Consider the following 24,855-nt stretch of genomic DNA (forward strand, 5'->3'; position numbering starts at 1 on the left):
GCTCTTTAAATTATTACAGAAACTGCCCCAATCGGCTTACTTCTAAGGGGTGGTCAGCATCACCGGATTGGTGGTCAACATCGCCGGATTTTACAGCAGTGAAAATGATGGTGTATTGCGGGTAAATGATGCCATGGGAAGATTGGTGTTCAGCCGTACTCTTGCTACCGGTAATCAAAGTATTACCCTGCCGGCTTCTTTGAGCGGTATGTATTACTACAGCATTCAGAACAACAAAGGACAATTAACCAGTGGTAAACTAATCATTCAGTAAGACGAATACTAAAATAAAAGAGGGTTTTCGCCTGGTGGCGAAGCCCTTTTTTTGTTTATTACTTATTGGAAAAATTATTCCCTTCCGCTTTAGTTTGCTGGAGAAATTACTGAGGTTGTTGGGTGTTATGGAATTTGTCTAAATTTATACTTCTAAGTATCATTTTTCGGGCAGTAGCGCAGCCCGGTAGCGCACTACGTTCGGGAGGATTGGATGATCTGCATCAATACCCCATATAATCTCCTCTTTACAAATTACTTAGACGGTTGTTTGATCTTCTTTAATCTCAGGTTTTGTGGTTTGATACCCAAATGTGACCCAAAATGACATTGTAATATTTTCAGCTTAACAATTACTTTCGTTTTTATTTCAAAGCTGCCGTTCTGATTTTCTTTTTCTTTCCTGCATATTTATATCGTGTTTCATAATTCTTTAAATATTTCAATAGTCTTTTAATTTCTAAATACCTCTCTCTTTCTATTTTTTCCTCGTCCTCTTCTAAATCTAGAACTTTATCAATATCCATTTCTGGCTTCCATTTGTAATGAATATAAGCATTTCGCTCCTCCGATACTTTCATAATTATCTTAAAATATTCATTTTTAATTGGAGGTAGTCCTAATAACCTTAATAGCCACGTACATTTACCAATTATGTTTACACTTTTGATTATTTCATTACACATTTTCTTGTCAATGTTCTTTCTTTGACAAGCAATATGGACTAATCCATTTAAAGTATGTTCTATAAAGGTTGCAAATAATGTTATCGAAATTTCAGTATTACCAGCCTTGAATTCTTTCTCCGCAACATTTAAAATTGTTTCCCGGTGGTCAATTATGATTTGAAAATCAATTTTATTAATATGCCCTAAAAGCTTTTTACGTAATAATTCCTTATCATTAAAATCAGTATCTTTTATCTTACCCTCTCTATAAAGATCATTTACAAGGTTAGGAAGCACAATACCAGCCACATCCTTTACAAACTTATTTCTTTCTTTTGGAGTCATAACTTACTGTTGGGATATAATTTTAGCATACAGTCTCTTCCGTCTCATCCTCATCATTACAAAAATCCTGTTTTGCACAAGCTGAAAGCTCTTTTTCAGTCACTTCTCGATCAAAGAGCCAACGCATTTGAGGATCTGCATACAATCTATTTTTTTCAAATTGACTAATCCACTGCTGAAACATTTCAATGAGATGAATATTTTCTATCTTTTTATGACCTTGATTTTTTTTGATTAAATCTTTTAGTTCCAAAGGAATTGGTATTGCTTCGACACCAAAGTAAAAGAAGTGATTAGATAATAAAGCATTATTCCCGCTTAAATCTCTCTTTCTGTTTTCTTCATTGTGAACTCCCTTTCTAATAATAGGTTCGTTCCCGTTTGAATAATCATATATGCAATCACCAACCTTTAGTTGCCAATCTTTGGTTTTCCATTTTGGGATTTTATTTAATAATGAAGTTTGACAAAAAGAATCGTATTCATTCAATGTCATTATGTCTGTTATTTTCATTGCATAAACAAGACTCTCAGAGAAATCATAGTATTTCCCATCATTTAATTTGACATTCTTAGAACCAGTTCCAATCACCCAGTCGTTAACCTGCGCATTTTTTCGAATCGCAGGCTTACAAATTGTCAATGTACATAGTTGCCAAAAGGGATTGGGAGCTGCACCATCATCTATTCTTAACACATACGAGTAAATTTTTGTCATCTTTTAAACTATTATTTTTCTTAGTTATGATGAAAACAGGCATTGCCTAAGTCCATTTATATATACCACTAGCTGAATCGCCCTAGAATAGGTGGATAGGATTGGACATATGCTAGAATTTGTGTTTCTAAATTTTGATCTGTCGTGGCCTTTTTAAAAACCGATAAGACAACATTCTTTATATCCATGGCAAACCCCTCAGCAGTAAATATCACAGAATCCATACCGTCCTTTATGTATGTTTCAAAGTGGCTATGCCCATTCTTTTCATGAGCCAATAGTATTGATCTTATCCTGCCGCCGTAGGATATACCTAAATTATTAGGAATAAGAGAAAATGAATGAACAATTCCACATCTCAAAACAACATACATCTGCGTAGGCAAATCTTTATCGCCACTCTGATAAGTGAATTCTTTATACAAAATATTTACCTGCGCAAAGTAGTCTTCAATAAAATTTATATACCTAACCCTAGTAGAGTTCCCTGTTGTCATGTTAGTTAAGTAATCAATCATAGCCGATCCACATAGAAATGTCCATGGATCACCTCTATGACTTAATGAAATAATCTCGTCACAACGGGCAAGGAAATATTCTTTAATACTTATTATTGTCATAATTTAAATTTGTACCTATTCTTTCAATAAGACAAGGTATCTGCCTTTAGTTATATTAAATAAAACCACCCTGTAAATAGATGTCAGATCAGTTGCTTTTCACATAAATGGTATCAGATATTGTCTTCAAATGATCGTCAATTTTTGCGTTCCTTAATTCATCTTTAATAATATCCCTTATTGTGCGTTCATTTGTTTCGTCTTTTTTTGAAGTATCAGTATTGACTAAAAGGTTCTGGCCTATTAATACGAGCAAAAGAAAAAATACTACTCCTATTAATATTCTGTCAACCTTAATTTTTGATAGAAGGGAATTGTACGTAATCGTATCAGTTGAACTTATTTGTTGAGATTCTACTATTGCAGCCTGATTATTTTGTTCCTGAATATCTGATGTTATAGTATATCCATTATTCCAGCTGTTCAAAGAGATAACAAATACTCGCTCAATATCTTCGGAAAAATAGTCAATTGTTTCTCTGATTGAGCCGTAATTAGAAATTGCACCAACGACTAAGATAGAAAATGTAATGAGAAGTGAACCGCTTCTTTCAGAGTAGTCAGTCAAGTATGCCTGTGTGTTACCAGTTAACATAAAACGTCTTTGAAAGATGTCATTTATTACACCATATACGACGTTTTGATAACTATTGTCACTGTCTCTAAATCGTCCACTAATTTCAAAAAACCTCACTAATGAACGACTCAAGTCACTTTTTAGTTGATAATAATCAGTGTTTTCCTTTTCAATACGAAAAGTACATTTGAATGTCAAAGGTTTCGATGCATAAAACCCGGCTTTCATATTCATTATCAGTATGCTTTATTTTTTTAGGATTAATAGTTTTGAAACTATCACAGAATACATGTACCAGAAATTTATTGATAGAGTTATAATTTCTTGTTGACACGGTTTGCCATAAGTTTCTGAGCTTTGTCTTTCAATTCGTATATATTGTCGATGACTAGTTCAATTATGTCAATGGCAAGACTGAGTTCGTCGAGGCTAGGGGTAGCAAGCTCATGTACAGCAGCATTTCCAAGAAATCTTAATTCATGTAAAGCTTCTGCATTATCGGACGTTAAATGCCCTTTAATAGCGAGTCCATAAATTCTACCGTCAAGGTTTTTACTTTTTACATGTTTTCCATTGGAGTTGGTATATGAGCCTTCTGTAATTGCTTTATCTATGCATATTCCTTCTAAAATTGCTCTAACTCCTACACTGCAGAGAAGCGTGAGATTATTGTTATATGCGTCGATTGTTTCTTGGTAAACTTTTTTAATTTCTATAGGCAAATTGCGGTAAGATTTTATCATTCTGCTATGAGCGCCGCGCTTAGGATATAATTCTTGAACAGTAGTATCTTCATCTTTATGTTGTTGGTAGGAAACGTCGTTATATAAAGTTCTATAACTTATTGTATCACATCCCATGCATTGAATAATTTGATACGAGGTTTCGTCCCACCAACCTGTGTCCTCTTCATGATATTTCCTTTCTTCTTCTTTAAGCACTTTGTGGTTCGTCAGCCTTGAACAAGTGGAACAAAAACTTTTCAATGTCGTTTGTTTTTCTTTTGACATAACTTGCTATTTAATAAGGGTACAATGGATTGAATTAGTAAACATACATTTATATTTACCTTCTTTAATCGCTTCGCAGCTTATACTTTATTACCTTTATAAACTCACAAAAAATACTTTTTAAATATCATTTAATCAACCTTTTAACCTTTTTATAAATTCCACTATTAAACGAATCTTTATCCTTAGACAAGTGAGATCTTCTGTGGCAATTTGGACAAAGAGCTAAAGCATTTTCAATAGTATCAGGGCCACCGAGGGCGATAGGGATCATATGATGCACTTCTAAAAAAGGATATCCATCAGGAAGATAGAACGGAGCATCCGATCTACAAGCTTCGCATTTTCCCCTTGCATTTTCTAACACCCATGCTCTTACAGCAGGGTCACGAAAATAAGCTGTAATGGTGGTTTCAGTTTTTAGTGGATTCTGCTGCCCAGTCGGCTTGTTGTTTAGATTAATACTTCTTCTTATCCGTTTGGTTCTTTGCTGTAACCTTTCATTATCTGGTGTTGGTTCAGCATCGTTGGAAATTATAAACTTGTTTCTTTTTAACGATTCAAGAATTAAATCAGCGGTGTTCGATCCAACATTTTTAGCAGGCTTATATCCAGTAATATACTGCTCGCCTAAAGTATCTAACACATAAGATATATTCTGCATCCGGTATTCAAAAGAACCCGCTGTTCTTCCATTTAAAGCACCTGACAATAATTGGTTTCGATAATCGGATTTTCTATAGAAAACAGCTTCGTTTTCCTTCGTAAGCATTTCCAAATAAGCCTTAACAGAAGCATCAAGTTCAACTTGTGTCCAGTTTTCTTTAGCCATTGCTGATCTTTTTTCTGATAAGTTAAATTCAATAAGGATCTTCAGGCGGTTCTAAATCTTGTTCTTTCTCTATTTTATCTAACTCTTCTTCAAATATTTCTTCTTTTGTAAGCATTTCATATTTAAAGCTAAAAACGAGAAGCGCAATTTTTCTTTTCGAAATTTTATATTTTTCAGAAATATCGTCAATTGCTTTATTTGAAAAGTACCTTGAACTATCAACTGAAAAGTTATTTGCAGTCATCAAGTGGTAATCTGTAAGAATATGATTTAAACTATCGTACGAAATACCCTTAAGAGTAGATAGAAGAACTATTCTTTCGGAACAATTAAATAATTTATCTATTGTTTTTTGTTCATGTTTTACATTTTTAATTAGTTTACCCTTTGGTCTGGAACTGTTACACCCACCAACAATAATAAATTGAATTAATATAAATGCAAGTGCCTTCATTTGTTACATTTTAATGATTTACATCAAGATCTGTTCAATCACTCGCTTCATTTAATGCTAATAATATTAAGTTATGGGTAAAATAATATTGCACATAACATCCAATTATAAATAGATATTATAAATCCAGCAATTTGTAAATTGCTAAATCATTATTTGCAATTTCTGTTTCAAATTTCTTAATTGCATTCTCTATTGGTTTTTTAAGGTATAGACTACGTTCCTCTTCATTAATTGGTTCGTTTATCAACTTATATGAAGCAGGATTATTGTCAAATAATTTTGTAATTACAATACCACTTCTATTATTTATACCTAACTCGTTAATGACCTTTCTGCCATCTTTCAATAATAATTTTTCAATCTTATTTATTATTAATCTCTTACTAATTCTTTCAAATAACCAATCAAAACAATCATTACAATTGAAGTATCGAATAATTTTTAAAAGATAATTTCCTGCTGGCTGAATATCTAATATTTTAAATGGAACCCTAGCCTTTACATCAAACAATTGAAAATGTATAAGAATTTCGAACTTGTTACATAAGTCATAAATATATTTATCATCACATACATTTGAAACAAATGTCTTAAGTACTTTAATTATAAGACAACTTAGAACCCCATCCTTATCTAACTCAACACATAAATCAATAAAATTCGCAAAATCATCTTTAGAATTGGGGAGAACTATATTTAACAACTTATCATAAACCTTTGATTTTTTCTCAAACTCCAACTCCTTAATAAATGAAGCGGCAAAATATTCCTGTATTGATCTATGAGGAAATGATATCAAGAGACCATCTTTAATAAGTATAGATATAGAAGTAACAAGATCATAAAGCACTTCTTCAGCTTCAAAATTGTTTATACTTTTTTCAATTTTTTGTATACTTGAAATCAATTCAGACAAAAACAATTCTTCAAATGTGAACTTCCCTTTAAAAAAGGTAACATACGAAATGGTAGCAAGAAGTTTTTCGAATTGAATTCTTTGCAATCCAGATCTTCTTTTCCTAGAAAATGAATTTTTATTAATTCCATCATGCTTTGAATACAACGTATCAAAAACGTTTTTATAAAATTCGCTTTTATGTTCTGGTATCTCAGGAAAATATTCAAATGTCACTATGAACATGGACAAAAGCAATGGGTTTTCTAAAAATTTTAGATAGGGTTTGGATCTCTCTGAATTTACCACCTCTAGCATCTTCCTTATTTGTTCTTTGGTTTTTAATTGCATCTTTAAAAACATCGTAACCTCATCAGAAGTTAGATCATTTACACTATAATTATGAAACCTTGACAATCGCTCGGCTGAGGTGCCCGGCCGAGAAGTAATAATATAGTGGTTGTTTTTAAATTTATCAATAAAATCCATGAGTTGATCTTCAAAAGAGCCGACTTTTTCATATGGGATTTCATCATAACCATCAAGTATAAATAAAAAATGTCCATTTTTTAATGCAGATACGATTTTGTCCTCGTTATGTTTAATTTTTAAATTTAATATTTTAGAATTAATATAACCTTCAAAAGTCGAATTTGATGCATTGATATTTCTCAGCTCGATAAATAGGGGTATTTTTATATTTTCCTTAATCGCGTTTAAATAAATATATTTCGATAAAGTGCTTTTACCTGATCCGGCGACACCTATTATAGTTACATATTTATTAGTTTCCAATTCCGTAATTGGTTTATGGAAATAAGTCTTAGAGTAGCCAACTGAAATTGGGAAATACACATCATAAAAAGGTACCTTAGTTTCTCTGTAAATAAAATTATGAGTATAATAAAATTTCTCCGCCTGATTTATTAAGCTTTCCTCCAACCCTACTTCAAATAGATCATAGACCTCATCTTTGGCCTTTTTAAATATATCTATAAATGTTTTAACCAATTCTATAACTCCAATTTCTAACGATGGTGTCATATCCATGATACTGATTTAATTTCTATTCGTAGATCAAGTAATAATACGATAAAGTAGCTTAAATATATTTTCCCTTTTTCGATTTTCCTCTAATCAATGCTATTTTATATAAATAATTTATTTTAATACAAGTTCGTAATTACTTTCTCAGCCATGTTTCGACAAATTTCATAATCCCTTTTATTATCTATAAGCTCCCGCTGATATATGGCACAAATCAGTCTATCATTAACAATAGTCATTATAGAAGCTTGAATGACATTGGTTCGAATGTTTTTATTACTTGCAACTAAATTTATTTTTGTCGCCAGTATTAAATAAAAAGATTTGGCTTTAATAGTGGAATCGGCTAACAGAACAGGAGTTCCTATATTTAAATCCATGACAACACCCTGCTTTAAAAATTCACTTTTCACTTTATTTTTAACTTTCACCGCCTGCAAAGAATCTTCGGAATTTGTGAACGATTTAATCAAACTTGATTTCAAAGTATTCAAGTCAATTCCAGAAGCGCTTTTGTTATATAGAGATTTCGGAATGAAAATCTTAATCATTTCTATAAAGCTATAAGCTTCATTTCTTTTAGCTTTAGCGATTTCATTTTCTGGCAGATATAATGCTAGAATTTCGTTGTTCCCAGTCGATAATGTAAGCGCATTGTATTTTACATTTTCGTTCTCTTTCATGGCTTCCTTAAATGGAATTTGTGCCTTAAATTTTATCAATCGGTTACCGACCATTAAAGAGTCCTGAGATTGACAGGGAATGTGAAATAATGCCAAAATAAAGGCTATAAGTGCTTTTTCCATATATGAAAAATAAATCCTCCGCTATTTAAAATCATAGCAGGAATGTCTTATAAATAATTCCGTTATAAAGCGGCAATTACTTCTCACGTTTAAAAACATATAGTTGCTATTATGTAGCCTAATTAGTCGGATGAATGTCAAACGCAATCCAATGCTTTCCTTCCTGACGAGAATCCCTAGTCTTATATTTTACTTTCATCCCAACAATTGGTTGCTTGAATTTTAAGTCTTTGTATCGAAAAAAGAATTCTTGATTATCATCACCTTTAATGAAACCAATTTCCTTTTCATTAATAACCCTGAAAATCTTACCCTGATAAGATACATTATTTCTTGGAAGTAATGATTTCCAGAAGCTCAACAACTCCTTATACAGCCTAAAAGCATCGACATCTTGGTCAATTAACATGGCACCGCTTAATTGTTCAAGAGATTGCTTTAGTTCCTGCGGGATTCTAAACTGTTGATCTTGTCTTATTTTCAATGATAATAAAAAATGTTTATAGGCTATCCCTGTATTACCATCCTGAATAAATAATTTGCCTAAAAGGAAAAATAAAGCATCCTTTTTCTCCAAATCGCCTCTGTTGAGAGCAGCTACAATCAACATTTCCTTTGCAATTTTATAATCCCCTTTTTCATAATAAAGCTCTGCTATCTCTTTTTGTATGAACCATTCCTTTTTCTGTTTAACAATTTTTTCTAGTTCGAAAATAGCATCGTCTATATTCCCAAAGCTCCTTTTACAAAGCGCAATTCTTCTTGCAAACCAGATTTCATTATTATAATGAAATCTGGGTATTACTTCATATGCATCTTGACAAACATTCAAACAATTTACATAATCTTCAGTCTGATACAGGGCATTCGAATATGCTGAATACCAGCTTTCTTTATCTGAAGCTAATTCTACTCGCCTCTCTTTCCCATTTTTTTCAAAAACGGATGTCCTGCAATCTAATGTCAGCAAATTCACATCAATTGCTGTTACAATAGCCAGTATTTTTTTCCAATTCTTATTTGCTTTTCCTTTTTCTATCCTAAGACATAAATTAAAGAGTCTCGAAAGCGAGCTATACTTTGAATCATTTTTCAATAAAGGAAATATTCGTAGAATTTGTTCGAAAATTTCATCTTTTGAGTGACTATCACTTTCTTTGGATTCTTTCCATCTTTCATTCTCCAAATCGCTAAATACAGTATCTAAATCATCTTCAGGAATATCATCTGAAACATGCTTATTCTCTTCTTTCACCCAATAATACAACAACCAGCCGTAATCATTTGCCAAGTTTACACTTACATTTCCGGCGAAAATATCTATTTGCAAAAACTTTAAAAATTTAAACCCGTAATCAAAGTAACCTGATTTCCCAAATAACCTTATCATGCTGCCTAAAACAAAATCATCTTTTTTAAGCTTTTCTTTTAACCGAGTATTCTTCCTGAAACCAATCACCTTTAATATTTCAAAGACATAATTAACTGCGATAGATGGATCTAACCTTCCTATTTCTACTATTTTTCCAATCAAACGCATCAGCAAAAGATCATAATAATCATCTGAGAGATTGAGACAAGGTAATAAAGAGAGGATATTCTTAATAATTATATCTATTTCGTCCGTTTTTTCCGTTTTAATAAAGTCATCTAATTTAGCATAAACCAACCATGCATAGGAGCTTAAAACTGCTTTGTGCTGGCTTGTTTCAATGGAAATGCCATATTCTTTTACAAAAGAAAAAGCCTCATTAAATAGTTTTTCATGCCTATGAGCATCTATTATATTTTTTACTAAATGCTTTCTCGACGACACTTCATCACTTGAGAAATCACCTACTGTGTTCTTAAAGCTCACAACAATATTTGGATACTTTTTATCTTTTGCGAGTTCAGTTATATACTTGTCGAAAGCATCAATATCCTTCATAGGACTCTTTAATTTTTTGAAAAACATCTATTATTACAGATAGTAAATCTTTCGAATTATACTTAATTGGATAAAACTTCGTAATGAAGCCAGAATTGTTGAAAAATAAATTCGCAATAACAACCTCCTTATCTCTTGAAAAAGAAAATTGATAGCTATAATTCTGTGGTGTTACATCAAAAGCAGCGATATATTTTAACGAAAGATCTTCTCTCAGTCTCATATAAATAGCTTTTACAAATGCTTGATTAAATACACTAGAAAAATCCTTCTGTGAGTTATTATACAATAGAAAAAGTATTCGGTCAGATAAATTATTCTTTTGAATAGGCGCTACTCTACTTATTTTCGCGGCAGAATTGTAATGAAATGAAATTCTAGCCTGCACACCATTATTATCCTGAAAATGGTATATTTCTTGATAATTATTATGATCTATCTTTCTCACCCTAATTTCAGTTCCTAATAACCTAATTATGCAAAAAGCAAAAAGGTTAAATACAAGTTTGTCATTGCTGGAAAGGTTAAATAAAACAGCTTGCGCCTTAATCTCTTCAGTTATTTTTATGTCAAGCAGATCAATATCGCCCCTTTTTTGTAAGGTAATATCAAAAGCAGAAGGATTATTGTCAATGTTAAGATAACTCAAAGGATTAATAGACGGTGCGTTAATCAGATAAACTGAATTAGAGCCACACTTCAATGCAGTATACATCCATCGGAAATATTCATCATTATCTTTTCCTTTATCAGTCTCACAATCGATAAAAACAGAATTAAATTTTAAAAGTTGTGCCTTATGTCCTGTTAGGGAATACGCATATTTGACTAATGCGGTATTGAAATATTCATCTGCCTTTAGTTGGTGCCGCCAGTTATTAAAATGCAGCTTTTCCTTGGGAAAATGTTGCTTGAAACTTTTTTTTGCCCGTATGTTAATAAGCAATCGTTGTTCTTTAGAAATTTCTTTTGATTCGGAATTGAGATAATCCTCGAGAATTATTATGGAAGTAGTCGCTCCTAAACGGGGAAAGAAAACCGAGACCCTTCGAAACACTGCGCTTATCACACCTTTTCCTTTTACTGGCTGATTAAATAGTTCAATTTCTTCATTAACTTCAGTAATTACCCCCAATTCGCCACTAAAAACTTCATGTAACATCCCATCTAAGCCATATTTAATGCTATTGTTTAAAATAATCCTATCGCCCGGTTTTATATTGCCATTTTTTCCAAGTAAAGCACGTATGCGATTATTTGCTTCGTGGGCTTGCTTATTTGAGTACGTAATAAACACTTTATTACTTTCAGATTCACTAGCTAGATACTTTTCTTTAAATTGATTGTCATTTAAACAAAACAAGCTTTTTTCATCTGCTTTTATGATCAGCTCATTAAATAAACCATCATCTAGATTTTGGTAAATATTTAAAGCTTGCTGTATGAATTTAGGTTGACGATCTCTATTATATATATCTTTTAATTCGAGCGCACGAACATTTAGACCAAATGCTGACTGCAAATAGGAAATAGATATCGCTGAAGCATCTTTTGGTCCTCTAAGAATTTCCTTTTCATCTCCAACAAATATCACCTTTCTCTGTTTTATGGTTTGAATTTCAGTAAAGCTGATAAAGTCAGTCAATAATTTCCCTGAGCCAAATGAAACTAGACCATCTTCCCAATAATGATCTGAGATTAACTGACTTTCATCAACAATATAGATAACCTTTTCCTCGTCAGTATTGGCTTTTAAGGGGAAAACAGGACTTTCTGCATCTCCTTCGAACCATTCATCTTCGGGTATTTCTATTTCACCTTTACCCCGGACTTCTGGAACTGATTCATCTAGATCATATATATAACTATAAATACTGCTAAAATATAAGCCTGTATTCCAGTTCAAACGTTCAGCTAATCTGCTACCCAATGTTAAGGGGCGAAGGGAATAACCACTTGACTGTAATAAATCTAAAATCTCACCAACTATGAAAGATTTACCTGTACAGGCAGCTCCTGTAAGAATAAGAAGATTTGTCTCAGGATCATTAATAAACTCCGTTACATATTTCAAACATTCCTTTTGAGACTGAGTATGTTCTACATTTTTTTTGCGTTGACTTTTAGGAGTGAGTGTACTTAGATGATATAAAAGTTTTGAAACATTTGCATACCTGTTTGAAATCTCCATTTCCATAGCCTTCATTATAATCTTACTCAACTCATCAGAAACAGATGAATTTATCATTGAAGGACTTTGTAATTCTTGTTCATATCTAGCTCGTGCTGAAATTGGAATTTGACCAGTGACGCAAAAATATAATGTAGCTCCAAGTCCATACACATCTATATGAGGTCCTTTTTTTCCTTTTCCCTCATACTGTTCAGGTGGAGCAAATCCTTCGGAAAAAATTGCTGTATGCTCTACATGTGTTTCAACTATTTCTCTTGCAGCTCCAAAATCAATCAAAGTTGCTTTTCTGGTGTTTTCAATAAGGATGTTCTGAGGTTTAATGTCTCTATGCAATTTACCCTTGTCATGCACAAGCTCTAAAGCCCCGCCAATTTGTTTAATAATATCAATAGCATATTCTTCATCTAAAAATCTACTGTTTGTTACCAGCTTCTGAAGAGTAGTTCCATCGATATAATCCATTACAAAATATGCGGTATTATTCTCTTCGAAGAAATCTGTTATTCTAACAATATGGTCATACTTAAATAATGCTAATTGCTTTGCCTCTTCAAGAAAATTGGTTCTAAACCTAGTATAAAACTGTGAATACTGATATATAGGAACTACTTCTTTCCCTCTTCTATTACATAACATATTAGGGAAATATTCTTTTATTGCAACAGTTTGTTCAAGGGCTGTAAACTTTGCTAAATAGGTAATCCCGAAACCTCCTTGTCCTAAAACATCAATGATTTTATATTTTCCGTCAATTTGAAGAGTCTCTCCTATATTTAATGCATTCTTATAAGCAGTCATTGAATCGTTAGATTTATTGCAGTTGCTACTGTGAAAAGTATATTAAGCCTTATGAACAAGTAGATACAAAATAGCATTTTTTTGCATTCCTAACAACTGTTAGCCTCATGCTTTAACAAAATCAAACATATTAAATCAATTCAATAACCATTATTCCATGATTTATCAGTAGTTTATATTTGCACAAATCGGGAATCATTAAACCTTTTTACTGCAAAAGTCTTAATAACCGTTAATAACAGCCGGTTTACGTCGATTTATATCTTAGATAAGAGATATAGCGTTCGGGTTACACAAATCAGCACCAGAAAAAAGGATATTACCTAAATCTTGTTTATGGCATGTTTTACTTTAAGTAGGCAGCAGGTATTTCCGCCACTGCCTAAACCTACAACCGGATATCAACTACAGAAAGCATTATTTTACATCATTCCTTTATCCGCAAATGAATAGTAAAAGTTTCTGGTAACGATAATGTGATCATGCACGGTAATATCCAGCAGTTTGCCGGCTTGTGTAATCTTCTTGGTTAAATCCTTATCAGTCGTGCTTGGGTGGGGATCACCAGATGGGTGATTGTGAGCAACTATAACTGTACAGGCATTGGCTTTAAGGGCAGCCATGAATATTAATTTAGGGTCTGCAACTGTGCCTGTCACTCCACCAGTTGATAATTCATATATGCCTAACACTCGATTCTTACAATTCATAAGTATGACCTTAAATTGCTCCTGCAATTCAAGTTTATTTTCATCCCATGTTTGTAAAAGGAAGTTATACGTGTCTACAGATCCACGCAATTGAACCCTGTCAGATGATCTTACTTTTGTCTTATATACAAGCTCGACTTCAGGAGCTGCTAATTGTAATAGGTGTTTTTCCATAATAAAGATGAATAAATTAATCGCTACAATAATTTCAAAAAAGCCCCCGGCCAATACCGAAGGGCTATTATATTTTCCTTTAAATGATGCAATACTTTATTTATTCTTCCAGAATTTAACTATCTGGAAACCCGGTTACTCCTGATATCACTCATTTCTAACCTTGACAATAAATTGTATACACTTGTCCTATGCCATCGCCCACCTTTTCTGAAGGTGGGCACGTTCTGCCTGTTTAGTTCACAGGCTATTTTCCTTGTACTATAAATTCCATCTGCATTTAGTTTAAAAATAATCGGCTGAAGGCTCTTAGCAAATACAATTGCCGCTTCTTTGTTCTTTTGAGCAAGGACCCTGCCATGCCTGCCTAACAATACACCTCTCATTTTCGCCGCTTGCAAAGCCAATTTTGTGTTTTCACTTATCGTGCGGCGTTGTTCCTCCGCTACTGCCGCAAGGATATGAATTGTGAAGCGGTTCGCATGAGGATTGTCAGCAACGATAATATCAACAGGCAACTTGATATTATGAGCGATTTCCTCTACATCTCTGCCTAAACGGTCAAGCCGGGCGACAATTAAAGCTGCATTGTGCTTCTGACAAAGCGCAAAGGCATTTTCTAAAAACACTCTTCGTTTCCTTGTTGACTTTACTTCCTGAATCTCCATCAGCAATTGATAGCCGTTACAGGTACAGTAATGCGTGACTGAATGTTGTTGGGCTTCCAGTCCTAATCCGCTTTTTCCCTGCTTTCCAGTCGAAACACGATAGTACGCAATTACCAATTTCATGTGATCTACTCTTAATCAACTTAAATAAAGTTTAATTATTCTTCCAATATTTCGTTATCAGGCAATCCCGTTGTTTCCCGAATAACCTGCAACGCTGCAGCCTTGGTGAGATTATCGCTGTTTTTCTGAATATACCGGGAAATGGTAAATTCAGTAGATCCTAATGCATCCATTAACCGCCTTCGGATTACAGGCGTATTTATTGCGATCAACGCTTTTTGACTTAGTTTCATAAACGATAAAGGTTTGTTTAGTACTTGTTAATTGATCCTACTACTTTAAGTATAGCCGTAACCTGATCCAAACTTCTTTCAATGGGAGTAAATCTTGATTGATCCGGGTTGTCTGACACAAGAACTATAGAGCCTATTGAAGTACTCTGATAGATCCTTTTCACTGTAATATGTAGGTTGCGGTCTATAATAAGGTAATAGTGCCCCCAGTCGAGGATCTCCGGGTTTTGTAACCGAATAATTATTACCCTGCTGCCATTTTTAAATGTGGGTTCCATACTTTCACCCAAAATCTCAACAGCGCCTTCTGAAGGGCCTAAAAATGGGGCATTAATCCGATCTACAATTAATTCCGGTTCATTACCGGTGAAGATGACGGTTCCTGCACTTGCTATTCCATCCAATTGTGGCAGTGCTGGCTTGTTGGGATCTAATGGTAATCGTAATGTGGCAGGCTTTCGGATTTCCAATTCAAACCCTTCCAGATTCTCTTTGATTTCCACTTTGTCGAGATACCTCTTCAAAATGAAATAACTGTTAATATCACTTGGCTTAGTGCCTTTCTCCCATTTGTATAATGTCTCCTTTGCAATACCAGTAGCTAAAGCAATTGCGGGCATTTTGATCTTTAGTCTAACTCTTAACTCCTTCAGTCGAGTTCCAATGTCAATATCATTATTTGCCATAACCGGTTTATTTACAGGTTTGCAAAATTTGAGTGGCCGATTTTAAAAGACATAAAACATTACGATATATATCCCAAACCTGTTGTAAACAGATCACATTATCCCGCCAGTCCCCTGAATAAGAAATGCTCGCTTCATACCAGCTATCCAACTCTCTATTAATATATACCGTTGGGAACTTATTAAAGAAAGTTGCTATTACTTGTTCTGGATTAGCTATTTGGGTAGTATTTAGTAAACAAGGTTTATAAGCACTGAAAAGTTTTCCCTTAAGATCAGCATCGTCTGTATATTTCAGATTAATTATAAACAATGCCTCTATTAGTAAAAGTAAGTGGTCATGGAAAATAATCAGATTGCTTCGTTGTTCTGCCTCCTCATACGAAGTACAATCAGCTGATAATGCGATATGTAACCAATCCTTTATTTCATCGATGATAAAAACTAGCTTGTCCGGTTTAAATACTTCCTTAAGTACATGGAGGGGATTTTCACCCGCATATTCTATCAATTGCTTAGCCTTATTGGGCAAGTCTTCGTTTTCAACGGTGTCAATGCCAGCTACCGGAATGATTGAGCCGAAAGGTCGTTCTGTCTTTATTGATTGTGCTTTTGGCTGGTCATCAATCCTGAACTTTCGTTTCTCTCTCCTGCGTTGGTGTCTGCGTGTCTTTCTTTTCATTACATAAGCAGCCTCAATTATTCCCTCGACCTTCTCATAGAAATAAATATGATTACTACGCTCCAAAGGCTCAAATGAAATACTTTGCGGGCTAGATATTACTGCCACCAACCATCTCCATAATATTTCCCGCACATCTTGTAAGTGAAAACAGTCAAAGAAGTCTTCAAGGACAATATGTGGATTGCGTTTTTCTTTCTTGGTTAATCTTAATGGTTCTTTATGCCATTGTGGATGATTATTCAACGTTTTCATAAATAAGTTTAAATGTGTTAAAAGAATATTTTTATCTCAAACAAGTTGTACGAGTAAAATTTGCCCAATACGGAGTACAATAGTTCGTCTTTAGCGTTAACAGCAACCTCTTCTACCCAGACCTGCATTCCGGGCTTCAAATTGTCGTATTCAACTCTACAGCGAACCATGAAAGGACAAAACAGTTTTCGCAGTAACCCTACGTGATTAATCAGAAGGATACTGTTATTATCACAATACTTGGGGATTAATGCGTTTTCCATAATAAATAAATAAGGCTGGCGATAGGCCAGCCCTTGTTTAGTTCAAAAACCAGTTAGTGGATTTACTGTCCAATGCTCCTCTTAGCAGATCCACAAAGTGGAATGAGTTTACACTCCTGTCAATAAAGGTGTCTATATAGGATGACTTATTTGCACCGGTGAATAAATTGTACAACCGCCAAAGATTAATGCTGCCATCATTCATCCTACAAAATGAATTATCCCGGTAATAGTCTTTAGCTACAGTACCCAATTGCGTATCACTTAACTGCAAAGGGATAATTTCGTTTTTCATATTAGAAGGGAGATGATTGTACATTCTGCACTTACCTATTAGAATTGCAAACTGTTGCTCCGTTAATCCGTAATTTGATAGAGCACGCAAAGCATGAATGTGATAATTGGCATTATACCCTTCAATCATGGTACGGATACAGGCTTTAAGCTGTCCGAGACTCTTAACTTTTAGATCATTCAGGTAGCCGTCCGTCCAAACACATAAATTGGTGCATACTTTGTTCTGAAATCCGATGAAGATCTTAAAATGTTCATCAGCTCCTTTTCTGGCGTAAAGATTATCCAGATTGTAAGCCTTAACCCCGCCAATTGTTAAGGAAAGCTGGTTTCCGTCAATTTCGTCCTGAATAGTGGGAATTTCTAGCACGAACGCCATTCGCTCATAATATAGCGTTTTTTCATGCTCTAACAAGGCGTTAGCGGGCTTGTCCTTAGCTTCGGGAATTCTACCCTTAATTGCATGCGAAAGCCGGATAGAAGGCTTTAAAAGCGTTTCTCCAACATATATTGAAGATGCTACATTAACGACACTTTCGATAAAATCCGCATGCGAAATTACCGGCTCATTATCCCGTGTAAATACAGGAATAACATGTCTGGATTTGATTTCTTCCAGTGAACTTTCGATTGTGTTGGCCTGAATAAAGGGTTTATCAGTAGAAACAACGGATGGTTGTAGCTGCTCTTCAAACAGTGCTACTTCATTATTATTAAATGCTGCCGTTTCCATTAGAATGTAAGTTTTGATGGTTTAAGTGGGCATCAGCTGTCATTAAAGCAGGCTGTAACTCCTTTTTCCGTTTTGTAAACTGGGCGTTATGCGTTTGCTGGTATTCAGGATGCTGTATATATAGCCTACCTAGTTCCGCTATACTGTTACAGGAATTGATTTTTTCCGTAAAGGCATGGTTTTCTGGCTCGGTGGATCTTCCCTGATTGCACCAGTCAAGTATTTGCTTGCCGGTTTCAACAGTGATAAGAAACTCAGGCTTATCAACAAACAAGCCGGTGCGATCCTTGGAAGCCTTAGCCAAATGTTTATCATTAATCACTTCCAATGCTATAGTCATTTCATATTCGTACCCGTCCCTTATCTCATCGTCTAGACCAGCCTTCTCTACCTTGGTTTTATTCCCCTCAGTAATCATATTATATCCCTGTTTCTTCCTGTTGGTAGTAATAACATGACATTGCGATTGTAGAATGGCGTTTAGCCACTTTTGATACAGTGGAGTTGCTTTGGCCCAATCCTGATACCTGCCTCCTAATGAGTTCTGATATTCTAACAGCCCTCCCTGTCCTTTCCATACATGAGTAACAGAGTCAATTATAATAACCTCCATACCGGCATTTTCACAAATCCTGATGGCTTCCATATATCTGTCCGGGGAAAAAGGTGGATGCAGGGACAAGGATTTGAAATCTCCTAAATGGGCATATAGAGAGGCTGAATCATTTTCGGTATCGATGACGGCTATTTTTTCCCAGTTACCAGTAATTCCATAAGCGATTAGCAACGCGCCATATGTTTTGCCGAAACCAGACGGGGAAGCGATATTAAGCCGTAGCTTCACTCTTTTTCGTTCTGCAGTTTGTAATTGCATTGGTCTGTTTTTAGATTAATAAATAAAAAGGGCGAAGATTGCTCTCCGCCCTGTCCTAACTACACCACTGAAGCCGTTTGTATTGACTTCTCCATACCCTCCCGTCGCTCATCACCCGGTACGTAGGTATAAGTATGCGTAAGGCTCAATACCTCGCCGGTTTCCTTAACTGTGTAATCATAGGGAGTACATTCAACTCGCTCAATTTTTCCGGGCAATTGTTTGCCTATAAACGTTCTGGCTACTTCCTCACTAAATACAGACGATACGGTACATCGCTTAGCGGATGCATAAAATCGCCCCGTTTGAGCGGATTGTATCATTTCAATATCACCAGAGAGTTCAAGAGCTACAAAAGATTTTCCGTCCTTGTTCTCGCGAACAAAGAAATTCGTTACGGTAACCATAATTGATAATTTTGATTATTTTAATTACTTGCCGGCATCCTCATATTGAAAAAGATAGGCAGGAAGGTACGGGGAGTACTCGGCGGTGTCAATTGCAAGGGAGGGAGGTGTTAATACTGAGTACCTTTCTTTTCACATATCGTGAATTTCTGCATGCCGGATTACAGCGTAAATGCTATAGAATTAGGCATTAGAATACTATACCAGATTACTGAAAAGAATAAATAAAAAAGGGGGTATAATACCCCCTCCTATCTCTCATATAGATAATGCTGCTTCTCTATTCGATAACTTAAAGCTTAGTTTGAGATTTGGAAACTACTTTACCGTCAAGAAAAGTGACCGTAATACTTTTGGTATTATCAAGATCATACCAAGCTATTGTCTGCTGTTTCGCGCTTTTTCCATTGACTTGAACAGTGCCACTGCTAAGCTCCTTTCCCTCATCTCCCAGCAATTGTTTGATTTCATCGAGAGGCATATCCGCCTTTATAGCCTGATAAAAAGCGTAGCTTATACGGGATTGCTCAGGCTGCACCGATTTCCTACCAATCAAGTTATTGACGTATTCTTTTAGGTTGTTTGCAAGAACCTGCACATTGGCGTAATACTCCTGCCTGACTTTTAACCATTCACTTTTTCCCATCTTGAACAGTAGGGAGCTGTTATAGCTGTCTTTGGGTGGTTTTTCGTCTTCGAACTTGCCATAATGCACCATATCGTGGGAATATTCCAGACCGGTAAATTCATAGATTAGCTTATTGGCACGTACAGTATATACCATACTGAATTTTACACCACCGGAACTTACGACGGGCGTAAGAGCCACCGTTTTCACTTTTGAATAAGTCAATGTGCCGTTCGTTGAGAACTTATTACCGCCCATTTCCCGAGTAAGCACCGATCCTACTGGTAAGTTAATGGCCACCATTTCTGTTTGTTTGGCGTTGCTCAGATTATAGACCGCCTTCAGATTTTCGCCATCAAGTAGAGTATGACCCCATTTCGTCAGATAGTCCCTGACTTCCTGTAGATTGCTGGAATTGATCTCTACTGAATCATGAATCCATACAAGCCCGGTTTGAGGATCAGTAGAAAGATCTTGTCCGTTTGAAATGGTAGATGAAATTAGTAATAGTACAAATAAAGTGTACCGCATAGGGAGAATTTTGTCTTTTAGTAATTAATAAATGAATTATGGGGCGACTAAACCATGTTCCTCGCTGAAAACTTGGTACAACCCGAATGGATGCAGCTTAATTGCTGTAAAGGATCGCTGAAGTCGTTTGTGAAGTATGCAAATTCGTATTCTGAGAATACGGTAAATTGAGCTTGTTGAAATTACAAACGCTAATTGTATCGATTTATTTTGATTTTAAACAGTCAGTCAAATAGTATAAAAATTAGTGACTGACCGAATTTACATCATCTATCCAGATTGTCTTGCGCTTCTTATAAGAAGCAGGTCAAAGTATCATAATTGGCAATCCCTATTTATTAAATATACAGGCAATGACTAAACCAATTACTATTCTAGGCTAATTAGCAACAATAATAACCGCGTGACTAACCAAGCAACATTGCTTGAAGAAATAATAGAATATCACTTTACTTAATCTATTACTTAGTCAGTCACACAGATTATATTAACCCTGACTGACTGCCCACTACTTACCTGCCTGATTCTTAAACCAAGTCAGACCCGGCACTTCCTTCTCGCCATACTGTTCTACAAGGATTCTTCTTGCTTGTTCATAAGAAGCACCTTCCTTTCTCACTTCCTCAATCCTTTGCACCCAAACCTCTACATCATATTTATTACGATTCCCGCCTCCTGCAATAATTGAAATTTTCTCTCCAGAATTACTGAAAAGGAGATTTTCCGGATTTAGCTTTAACACTATCGAATCCTCTTTTTCACCTTTGGGTATATAATTATTTTTGAGTACTGTAAGCAGACGTTCATCGGCACTTGTATGATGTCTAAGCTCCAACAATGACCTTATTTTAGCTTCAATTGCTTGGGATCCATTTAGCTTATTCTTATCAGGAACATTTTTCTCGGAATTTTTCACAGTATGATGGAGAATTACAATTAAGGTATTGTATTCATCTGCCAATAATTTCAATTCGGAGAGTTCTTTTCTTATTTCCACCCAATTATTGGGATTCCCATGAAATATATCTGACCAAACGTCAAAGACAACCAAATCATATGGGGTTTGGGCAAAAGCCTCCCTTAAATTATTGAGAATATTTGAAGTGTTGAAAATAAAAAACAGAGTTTCAATACTTTTTCTTTCTGCCTTACCTATCTGTCGTTGAAGCAATGCGCCAACACCTTCCAGTTCATCTTCCGTACTAACATAAATTGCCTTTCCATGTTTAACATTAAGAGGATAATCTAAAAAGGTCTTTTTTTGCATGGCAACAGCCATTGCAAGCTGTCTAAGAAAAAGAGATTTGCCACAATCACTTGCTCCGGTAAACCCAACAAGCCCCTTTGCCGGAAAGAATGGCTCCCAAAGCATAGGGACTTTTTCAATATTAAAATTTAAAAGATCAAGACCTGAATAAAATAGCTTTGGTTTTTGATCATGCTTTAATTCCGCTCTAGCTTCTTGCATTGTTTTCTTGAACATATTATTGTTTTATGGCTTCAAAACTACAAATGCAGGAAGTAAATAATTACTCTATCGTACTCTATAGTAGAGTAGAGATTTCCAAAATGGTTGATGTACTTGGGGATTATTGAATTTTATTTAGAAAATAGTTTTGAACTATAGAGCCTATCTCTTTTTAAATGACAGAAGCACCTTCCCAACTAAGTCTCGGTCCGACTTTGTGACATCTTTAGCAAGAGTATTCATATTTTTGCTAATCTCATCTTCTCCTGTTCTGCAAAACAACGCTTTAGTAATTTTCCATTTCCTAGCTTTCAAGGAAGAATCGAGAATTTTATCGTCAAACATTTTCTGGATAAAGAAATGTAATGAAGGCTGCGTTGCAATCCATGTAATTTTACAATCTAGGTTGCCCTCCATACCGAATGCCTTATTGAAATCACCAAATTTCACTGAAGGAGAAATACATTCATGCCTTATCAATGAATTATATAAGGCTTTTATGATTTTACTGGAATTTTTCAAATCCGCGCACTTAAACTTAATATCACTTACACCTTTGTCAGGTTGTTGATCTTGCTTCTTATTCAAATATTCCAAAAGCTTATTTAGAATAACTGCATAATAATTTAACTCAAAATTTATGGCATTATTAATTGAATCTTTTCGCCACACGGGTAACGGTTCATGGGTTTTTGATTCTTCACTACATACATTACCAAACTCGTCTTCAGAGATACTCTTGCTTATTTCAACCTGAACAAACCTTTCATAATAGTTATTATCTTGACTAAGCATATCATTCACTTGACGAGAATATTTTTCAATTTCCTTAAAAGATTCGTCTGGTGGATAAGCAACAATCAATTCTTCAATATCATCCATTATCTTTTTGAAGTCAAAATCTTCTATATATACTGACGGTGTACTTATATTATATAGTCGTGAAGCTAATGGTCCAAAAACAGGAATCATTGTTATTAAATATTTTAATAATTCGACAAAATACTATTCAATATTTTTGTAAAATAGACATAATTTTCATAACTTAGTACTATGATTTTGAATAACATATGAGCAAATCCCGCTTTTTACTTCTGATAATTTCTTCACTGTAAAGCATCTTCAAAGTCTTATTATTTCAGTATCACCAGTAAGTAACCACTTACATGGTTTGATATATCATTTTCAAAATTTAAACAAAATACAATTGAATCAAAAACATGAATGGACCCCTTATTGGAGTGGTCGTGGAATAGCGATGATGAATACCATGGAATACAAATCAGGCAGTAATTCAAGCACAGCCTATACGAATCATTTGTCTTTCGCTAAAAAGTTGGATGCATTGATTAGCGCATATCCATACGATAAATTATACAAGGATTTACGAAATCAAATGAAGCATGGAAAGTCACTTTCCACAAAACAATTGCAAGTGATTGAGGTCAACTTTAATCAAAAAATAAACAATTAGACTTATCTAAAGCCTAAATCAACAGAGACATTTTTCTCTTCATATCTGACACCAAAATTTCTTGGTATTTAAAAATTATAAATTTTAAAACCAAAGAAAATGATCCAAGAAACATGGAGAGATGTAGTAGGCTACGAAGGTCTATATCTTATCAGCAATCTAGGAAATTTAAAAAGTATCGACAGGATAATTAAAACGAAAGATGGAACATGCTCTTTTAGAAAAGGAAGAAATATTACCATCAGGAAAAACAATTTTGGATATTATGAAAGCAGGGTATACAAAAATGGAAAGAAAAAATCAGTTTTTCTCCATCGTATCATAGCAGAAGCTTTTATACCTAATCCGAATGGCCTTCCCCAAGTTGATCATATAAATGGTGATAAGCGGGATAATAGAATATGCAATCTTCGATGGGTATCTCGTTCACAAAACATGAAAGCAGCTTATGAACTTGGTTTATGCAAAAATCCTAGGCATAATCGAAGGCAGGTAATTGACACCTGCACTAATAAAGTATACTCTAGTATGCTTGAAGCCGCTAAAGCTAACGACATTCCTTACGGTGCTTTTAAGAGCCTTATGTATGGAGTGTCTAGGAACAATACTTGTTTGCAATTAGCTGCGTAACACGAAAGGGAAAAAGTATGCAATCATGCACCCTTCCCTTTATTTTTAGACCTAAGTCGATAAAATAAAAACCCGCCATTGTAGAAACAATGCGGGTAATGGCACATGAAAACAACACACTTCACAGGTGATTAACACCATCCTTAACAACTACATATTTGAATATCATTTACTTTTATCGCTTATTGAAGGGAGAGCGACTGCAGGCTTTGTAACACTTACATAATTACGCATTGCTGTTTCTACAGTGGTATGGCCCATCAAGTAGGCTACATCAGTCAATGCCATTCCCTGCTGTACAGCCCTTGTGCCAAAAGAGTGTCTGGCAGCATATAAATCCCTATCTGCTAACCCAAGTTTCTTCAATACCGGCTTAAGCACACGCCGTTGGAGCATCCTGTCATCGATGGACTTACCTTTGGGAGAAGGAAAAACAAAATCATTGGGCTGCTTACCAGTTACCTGACAGCTTAATAACTCTACTAGCTTGTCCGTTAATGGCAAGTGTAAAATCCGGCGATGTTGACCACCAATCCGGTGATGCTGACCACCCCTTAGAAGTAAGCCGATTGGGGCAGTTTCTGTAATAATTTAAAGAGCTGGTTTACAAAAATAGGATTCTATTTCTTTCTTAAGGATTCTCCTTTTAATTCTAACCGATGGGCGGCATGTACCATTCTATCCAGTATGGCGTCAGCCACGGTGCTATCACCTATTACTTCATACCATTTAGCTACTGGTAATTGTGAACTGATGATGGTAGCCTTTCGGCCATGCCTGTCTTCAATAATCTCCAATAAGATCATTCTGGCGGTGTTGTCTAGTGGTTGTAATCCAAAATCATCCAGGATG

At 34.9% G+C, this 24,855-nt stretch carries 26 protein-coding genes; 2 read left to right on the top strand and 24 right to left on the bottom strand.

Going from position 1 to position 24,855, the window contains the following annotated elements:
• The first annotated feature begins 49 nt into the window (after positions 1-49).
• The gene (locus tag BMX95_RS34065; RefSeq protein ID WP_090519740.1) at positions 50-274 is read left to right on the top strand and encodes a T9SS type A sorting domain-containing protein; all 225 of its coding nucleotides are present in this window, start codon (positions 50-52) and stop codon (positions 272-274) included.
• A gap of 364 nt (positions 275-638) precedes the next feature.
• On the opposite strand, the gene BMX95_RS34070 is transcribed toward BMX95_RS34065, so the two are convergent.
• The 22 genes from BMX95_RS34070 to BMX95_RS34180 all read right to left on the bottom strand — a co-directional run bounded on the left by BMX95_RS34070 (position 639) and on the right by BMX95_RS34180 (position 22,871).
• The gene (locus BMX95_RS34070) at positions 639-1,286 is read right to left on the bottom strand and encodes a hypothetical protein (protein WP_090519743.1); all 648 of its coding nucleotides are present in this window, start codon (positions 1,284-1,286) and stop codon (positions 639-641) included.
• Between the two features lie 22 nt (positions 1,287-1,308).
• Entirely contained in the window at positions 1,309-2,004 is a 696-nt protein-coding gene (locus BMX95_RS34075) for an Nmad2 family putative nucleotide modification protein (RefSeq protein ID WP_081203641.1), read from the bottom strand.
• A 68-nt stretch (positions 2,005-2,072) separates the two neighbouring features.
• Entirely contained in the window at positions 2,073-2,624 is a 552-nt protein-coding gene (locus tag BMX95_RS34080) for a hypothetical protein (RefSeq protein ID WP_081203642.1), read from the bottom strand.
• An 88-nt stretch (positions 2,625-2,712) separates the two neighbouring features.
• Entirely contained in the window at positions 2,713-3,435 is a 723-nt protein-coding gene (locus BMX95_RS34085) for a hypothetical protein (protein WP_090519746.1), read from the bottom strand.
• An 80-nt stretch (positions 3,436-3,515) separates the two neighbouring features.
• Entirely contained in the window at positions 3,516-4,211 is a 696-nt protein-coding gene (locus BMX95_RS34090) for a DUF4145 domain-containing protein (protein WP_081203117.1), read from the bottom strand.
• Positions 4,212-4,338: 127 nt separating this feature from the next.
• Complete coding sequence (locus tag BMX95_RS34095; protein ID WP_081203116.1) at positions 4,339-5,043, bottom strand: HNH endonuclease; 705 nt, start codon at positions 5,041-5,043, stop codon at positions 4,339-4,341.
• Positions 5,044-5,071: 28 nt separating this feature from the next.
• Positions 5,072-5,497 carry a hypothetical protein gene (locus BMX95_RS34100; protein WP_090519748.1) on the bottom strand — a complete coding sequence of 142 codons (426 nt, stop codon included), beginning with the start codon at positions 5,495-5,497 and terminating at the stop codon, positions 5,072-5,074.
• A gap of 118 nt (positions 5,498-5,615) precedes the next feature.
• Positions 5,616-7,445: an NACHT domain-containing protein gene (locus tag BMX95_RS34105; RefSeq protein WP_090519750.1), complete on the bottom strand. Its 1,830-nt coding sequence runs from the start codon at positions 7,443-7,445 to the stop codon at positions 5,616-5,618.
• A gap of 116 nt (positions 7,446-7,561) precedes the next feature.
• The gene (locus BMX95_RS34110; protein WP_081203037.1) at positions 7,562-8,248 is read right to left on the bottom strand and encodes a hypothetical protein; all 687 of its coding nucleotides are present in this window, start codon (positions 8,246-8,248) and stop codon (positions 7,562-7,564) included.
• 118 nt (positions 8,249-8,366) lie between these two features.
• Positions 8,367-10,178 (bottom strand): tetratricopeptide repeat protein, encoded by a 1,812-nt coding sequence (locus BMX95_RS34115; RefSeq protein ID WP_081203038.1) that lies wholly within the window; start codon positions 10,176-10,178, stop codon positions 8,367-8,369.
• Entirely contained in the window at positions 10,165-13,170 is a 3,006-nt protein-coding gene (locus tag BMX95_RS34120; protein WP_081203039.1) for a protein kinase domain-containing protein, read from the bottom strand. Before BMX95_RS34120 ends, BMX95_RS34115 begins: the two co-directional genes overlap by 14 nt.
• Before the next feature lie 422 nt (positions 13,171-13,592).
• Positions 13,593-14,054: a JAB domain-containing protein gene (locus BMX95_RS34125; protein ID WP_081203053.1), complete on the bottom strand. Its 462-nt coding sequence runs from the start codon at positions 14,052-14,054 to the stop codon at positions 13,593-13,595.
• Positions 14,055-14,173: 119 nt separating this feature from the next.
• Positions 14,174-14,845, bottom strand: coding sequence for a recombinase family protein (locus BMX95_RS34130; RefSeq protein ID WP_081203040.1), 672 nt, complete (start codon positions 14,843-14,845; stop codon positions 14,174-14,176).
• 35 nt (positions 14,846-14,880) lie between these two features.
• A complete protein-coding gene (locus BMX95_RS34135) occupies positions 14,881-15,078 on the bottom strand; it encodes a hypothetical protein (RefSeq protein ID WP_081203041.1) in 198 nt (65 codons plus the stop codon).
• A 17-nt stretch (positions 15,079-15,095) separates the two neighbouring features.
• The gene (locus tag BMX95_RS34140) at positions 15,096-15,764 is read right to left on the bottom strand and encodes an XRE family transcriptional regulator (protein WP_081203042.1); all 669 of its coding nucleotides are present in this window, start codon (positions 15,762-15,764) and stop codon (positions 15,096-15,098) included.
• A gap of 7 nt (positions 15,765-15,771) precedes the next feature.
• Positions 15,772-16,701, bottom strand: a complete 930-nt coding sequence (locus tag BMX95_RS35225) for a hypothetical protein (RefSeq protein ID WP_177193747.1) — start codon at positions 16,699-16,701, stop codon at positions 15,772-15,774.
• A 300-nt stretch (positions 16,702-17,001) separates the two neighbouring features.
• Entirely contained in the window at positions 17,002-17,991 is a 990-nt protein-coding gene (locus BMX95_RS34155) for a DUF3871 family protein (RefSeq protein WP_081203044.1), read from the bottom strand.
• Complete coding sequence (locus BMX95_RS34160) at positions 17,972-18,865, bottom strand: AAA family ATPase (RefSeq protein WP_081203045.1); 894 nt, start codon at positions 18,863-18,865, stop codon at positions 17,972-17,974. Before BMX95_RS34160 ends, BMX95_RS34155 begins: the two co-directional genes overlap by 20 nt.
• Positions 18,866-18,924: 59 nt before the next feature.
• Complete coding sequence (locus BMX95_RS34165; protein WP_081203046.1) at positions 18,925-19,272, bottom strand: hypothetical protein; 348 nt, start codon at positions 19,270-19,272, stop codon at positions 18,925-18,927.
• 292 nt (positions 19,273-19,564) lie between these two features.
• Positions 19,565-20,431: a hypothetical protein gene (locus BMX95_RS34170; RefSeq protein WP_081203047.1), complete on the bottom strand. Its 867-nt coding sequence runs from the start codon at positions 20,429-20,431 to the stop codon at positions 19,565-19,567.
• Between the two features lie 508 nt (positions 20,432-20,939).
• Positions 20,940-21,914, bottom strand: coding sequence for an AAA family ATPase (locus BMX95_RS34175; RefSeq protein WP_081203048.1), 975 nt, complete (start codon positions 21,912-21,914; stop codon positions 20,940-20,942).
• Positions 21,915-22,061: 147 nt separating this feature from the next.
• Positions 22,062-22,871 (bottom strand): hypothetical protein, encoded by an 810-nt coding sequence (locus BMX95_RS34180; RefSeq protein WP_081203049.1) that lies wholly within the window; start codon positions 22,869-22,871, stop codon positions 22,062-22,064.
• Positions 22,872-23,472: 601 nt separating this feature from the next.
• Here BMX95_RS34180 and BMX95_RS34190 point away from each other — a divergent pair.
• Complete coding sequence (locus BMX95_RS34190; protein ID WP_081203051.1) at positions 23,473-24,003, top strand: NUMOD4 motif-containing HNH endonuclease; 531 nt, start codon at positions 23,473-23,475, stop codon at positions 24,001-24,003.
• Between the two features lie 165 nt (positions 24,004-24,168).
• Here BMX95_RS34190 and BMX95_RS35925 read toward each other — a convergent pair whose 3' ends face one another.
• The gene (locus tag BMX95_RS35925) at positions 24,169-24,594 is read right to left on the bottom strand and encodes a site-specific integrase (protein ID WP_090519752.1); all 426 of its coding nucleotides are present in this window, start codon (positions 24,592-24,594) and stop codon (positions 24,169-24,171) included.
• Between the two features lie 29 nt (positions 24,595-24,623).
• Positions 24,624-24,855 (bottom strand): ATP-binding protein (locus BMX95_RS34200; protein ID WP_177193673.1); only part of this gene is annotated, 232 nt, incomplete at its 5' end.

Origin of the sequence: Niastella yeongjuensis (genome assembly GCF_900110245.1) — a bacterium.
Lineage (GTDB): Bacteria > Bacteroidota > Bacteroidia > Chitinophagales > Chitinophagaceae > Niastella > Niastella yeongjuensis.

Coding starts and splice junctions, on each gene's coding strand:
- BMX95_RS34175 (WP_081203048.1), bottom strand. CDS start 21,914: ATGTTCAAGAAAACAATGCAAGAAGCTAGAGCGGAATTAAAGCATGAT.
- BMX95_RS35225 (WP_177193747.1), bottom strand. CDS start 16,701: ATGAAAACGTTGAATAATCATCCACAATGGCATAAAGAACCATTAAGA.
- BMX95_RS34085 (WP_090519746.1), bottom strand. CDS start 3,435: ATGAATATGAAAGCCGGGTTTTATGCATCGAAACCTTTGACATTCAAA.
- BMX95_RS34110 (WP_081203037.1), bottom strand. CDS start 8,248: ATGGAAAAAGCACTTATAGCCTTTATTTTGGCATTATTTCACATTCCC.
- BMX95_RS34100 (WP_090519748.1), bottom strand. CDS start 5,497: ATGAAGGCACTTGCATTTATATTAATTCAATTTATTATTGTTGGTGGG.
- BMX95_RS34160 (WP_081203045.1), bottom strand. CDS start 18,865: ATGCAATTACAAACTGCAGAACGAAAAAGAGTGAAGCTACGGCTTAAT.
- BMX95_RS34190 (WP_081203051.1), top strand. CDS start 23,473: ATGATCCAAGAAACATGGAGAGATGTAGTAGGCTACGAAGGTCTATAT.
- BMX95_RS34120 (WP_081203039.1), bottom strand. CDS start 13,170: ATGACTGCTTATAAGAATGCATTAAATATAGGAGAGACTCTTCAAATT.
- BMX95_RS34155 (WP_081203044.1), bottom strand. CDS start 17,991: ATGGAAACGGCAGCATTTAATAATAATGAAGTAGCACTGTTTGAAGAG.
- BMX95_RS34070 (WP_090519743.1), bottom strand. CDS start 1,286: ATGACTCCAAAAGAAAGAAATAAGTTTGTAAAGGATGTGGCTGGTATT.
- BMX95_RS34105 (WP_090519750.1), bottom strand. CDS start 7,445: ATGGATATGACACCATCGTTAGAAATTGGAGTTATAGAATTGGTTAAA.
- BMX95_RS34130 (WP_081203040.1), bottom strand. CDS start 14,845: ATGAAATTGGTAATTGCGTACTATCGTGTTTCGACTGGAAAGCAGGGA.
- BMX95_RS34135 (WP_081203041.1), bottom strand. CDS start 15,078: ATGAAACTAAGTCAAAAAGCGTTGATCGCAATAAATACGCCTGTAATC.
- BMX95_RS34115 (WP_081203038.1), bottom strand. CDS start 10,178: ATGAAGGATATTGATGCTTTCGACAAGTATATAACTGAACTCGCAAAA.
- BMX95_RS34080 (WP_081203642.1), bottom strand. CDS start 2,624: ATGACAATAATAAGTATTAAAGAATATTTCCTTGCCCGTTGTGACGAG.
- BMX95_RS34075 (WP_081203641.1), bottom strand. CDS start 2,004: ATGACAAAAATTTACTCGTATGTGTTAAGAATAGATGATGGTGCAGCT.
- BMX95_RS34090 (WP_081203117.1), bottom strand. CDS start 4,211: ATGTCAAAAGAAAAACAAACGACATTGAAAAGTTTTTGTTCCACTTGT.
- BMX95_RS34140 (WP_081203042.1), bottom strand. CDS start 15,764: ATGGCAAATAATGATATTGACATTGGAACTCGACTGAAGGAGTTAAGA.
- BMX95_RS34095 (WP_081203116.1), bottom strand. CDS start 5,043: ATGGCTAAAGAAAACTGGACACAAGTTGAACTTGATGCTTCTGTTAAG.
- BMX95_RS34125 (WP_081203053.1), bottom strand. CDS start 14,054: ATGGAAAAACACCTATTACAATTAGCAGCTCCTGAAGTCGAGCTTGTA.
- BMX95_RS34170 (WP_081203047.1), bottom strand. CDS start 20,431: ATGCGGTACACTTTATTTGTACTATTACTAATTTCATCTACCATTTCA.
- BMX95_RS34180 (WP_081203049.1), bottom strand. CDS start 22,871: ATGATTCCTGTTTTTGGACCATTAGCTTCACGACTATATAATATAAGT.
- BMX95_RS34165 (WP_081203046.1), bottom strand. CDS start 19,272: ATGGTTACCGTAACGAATTTCTTTGTTCGCGAGAACAAGGACGGAAAA.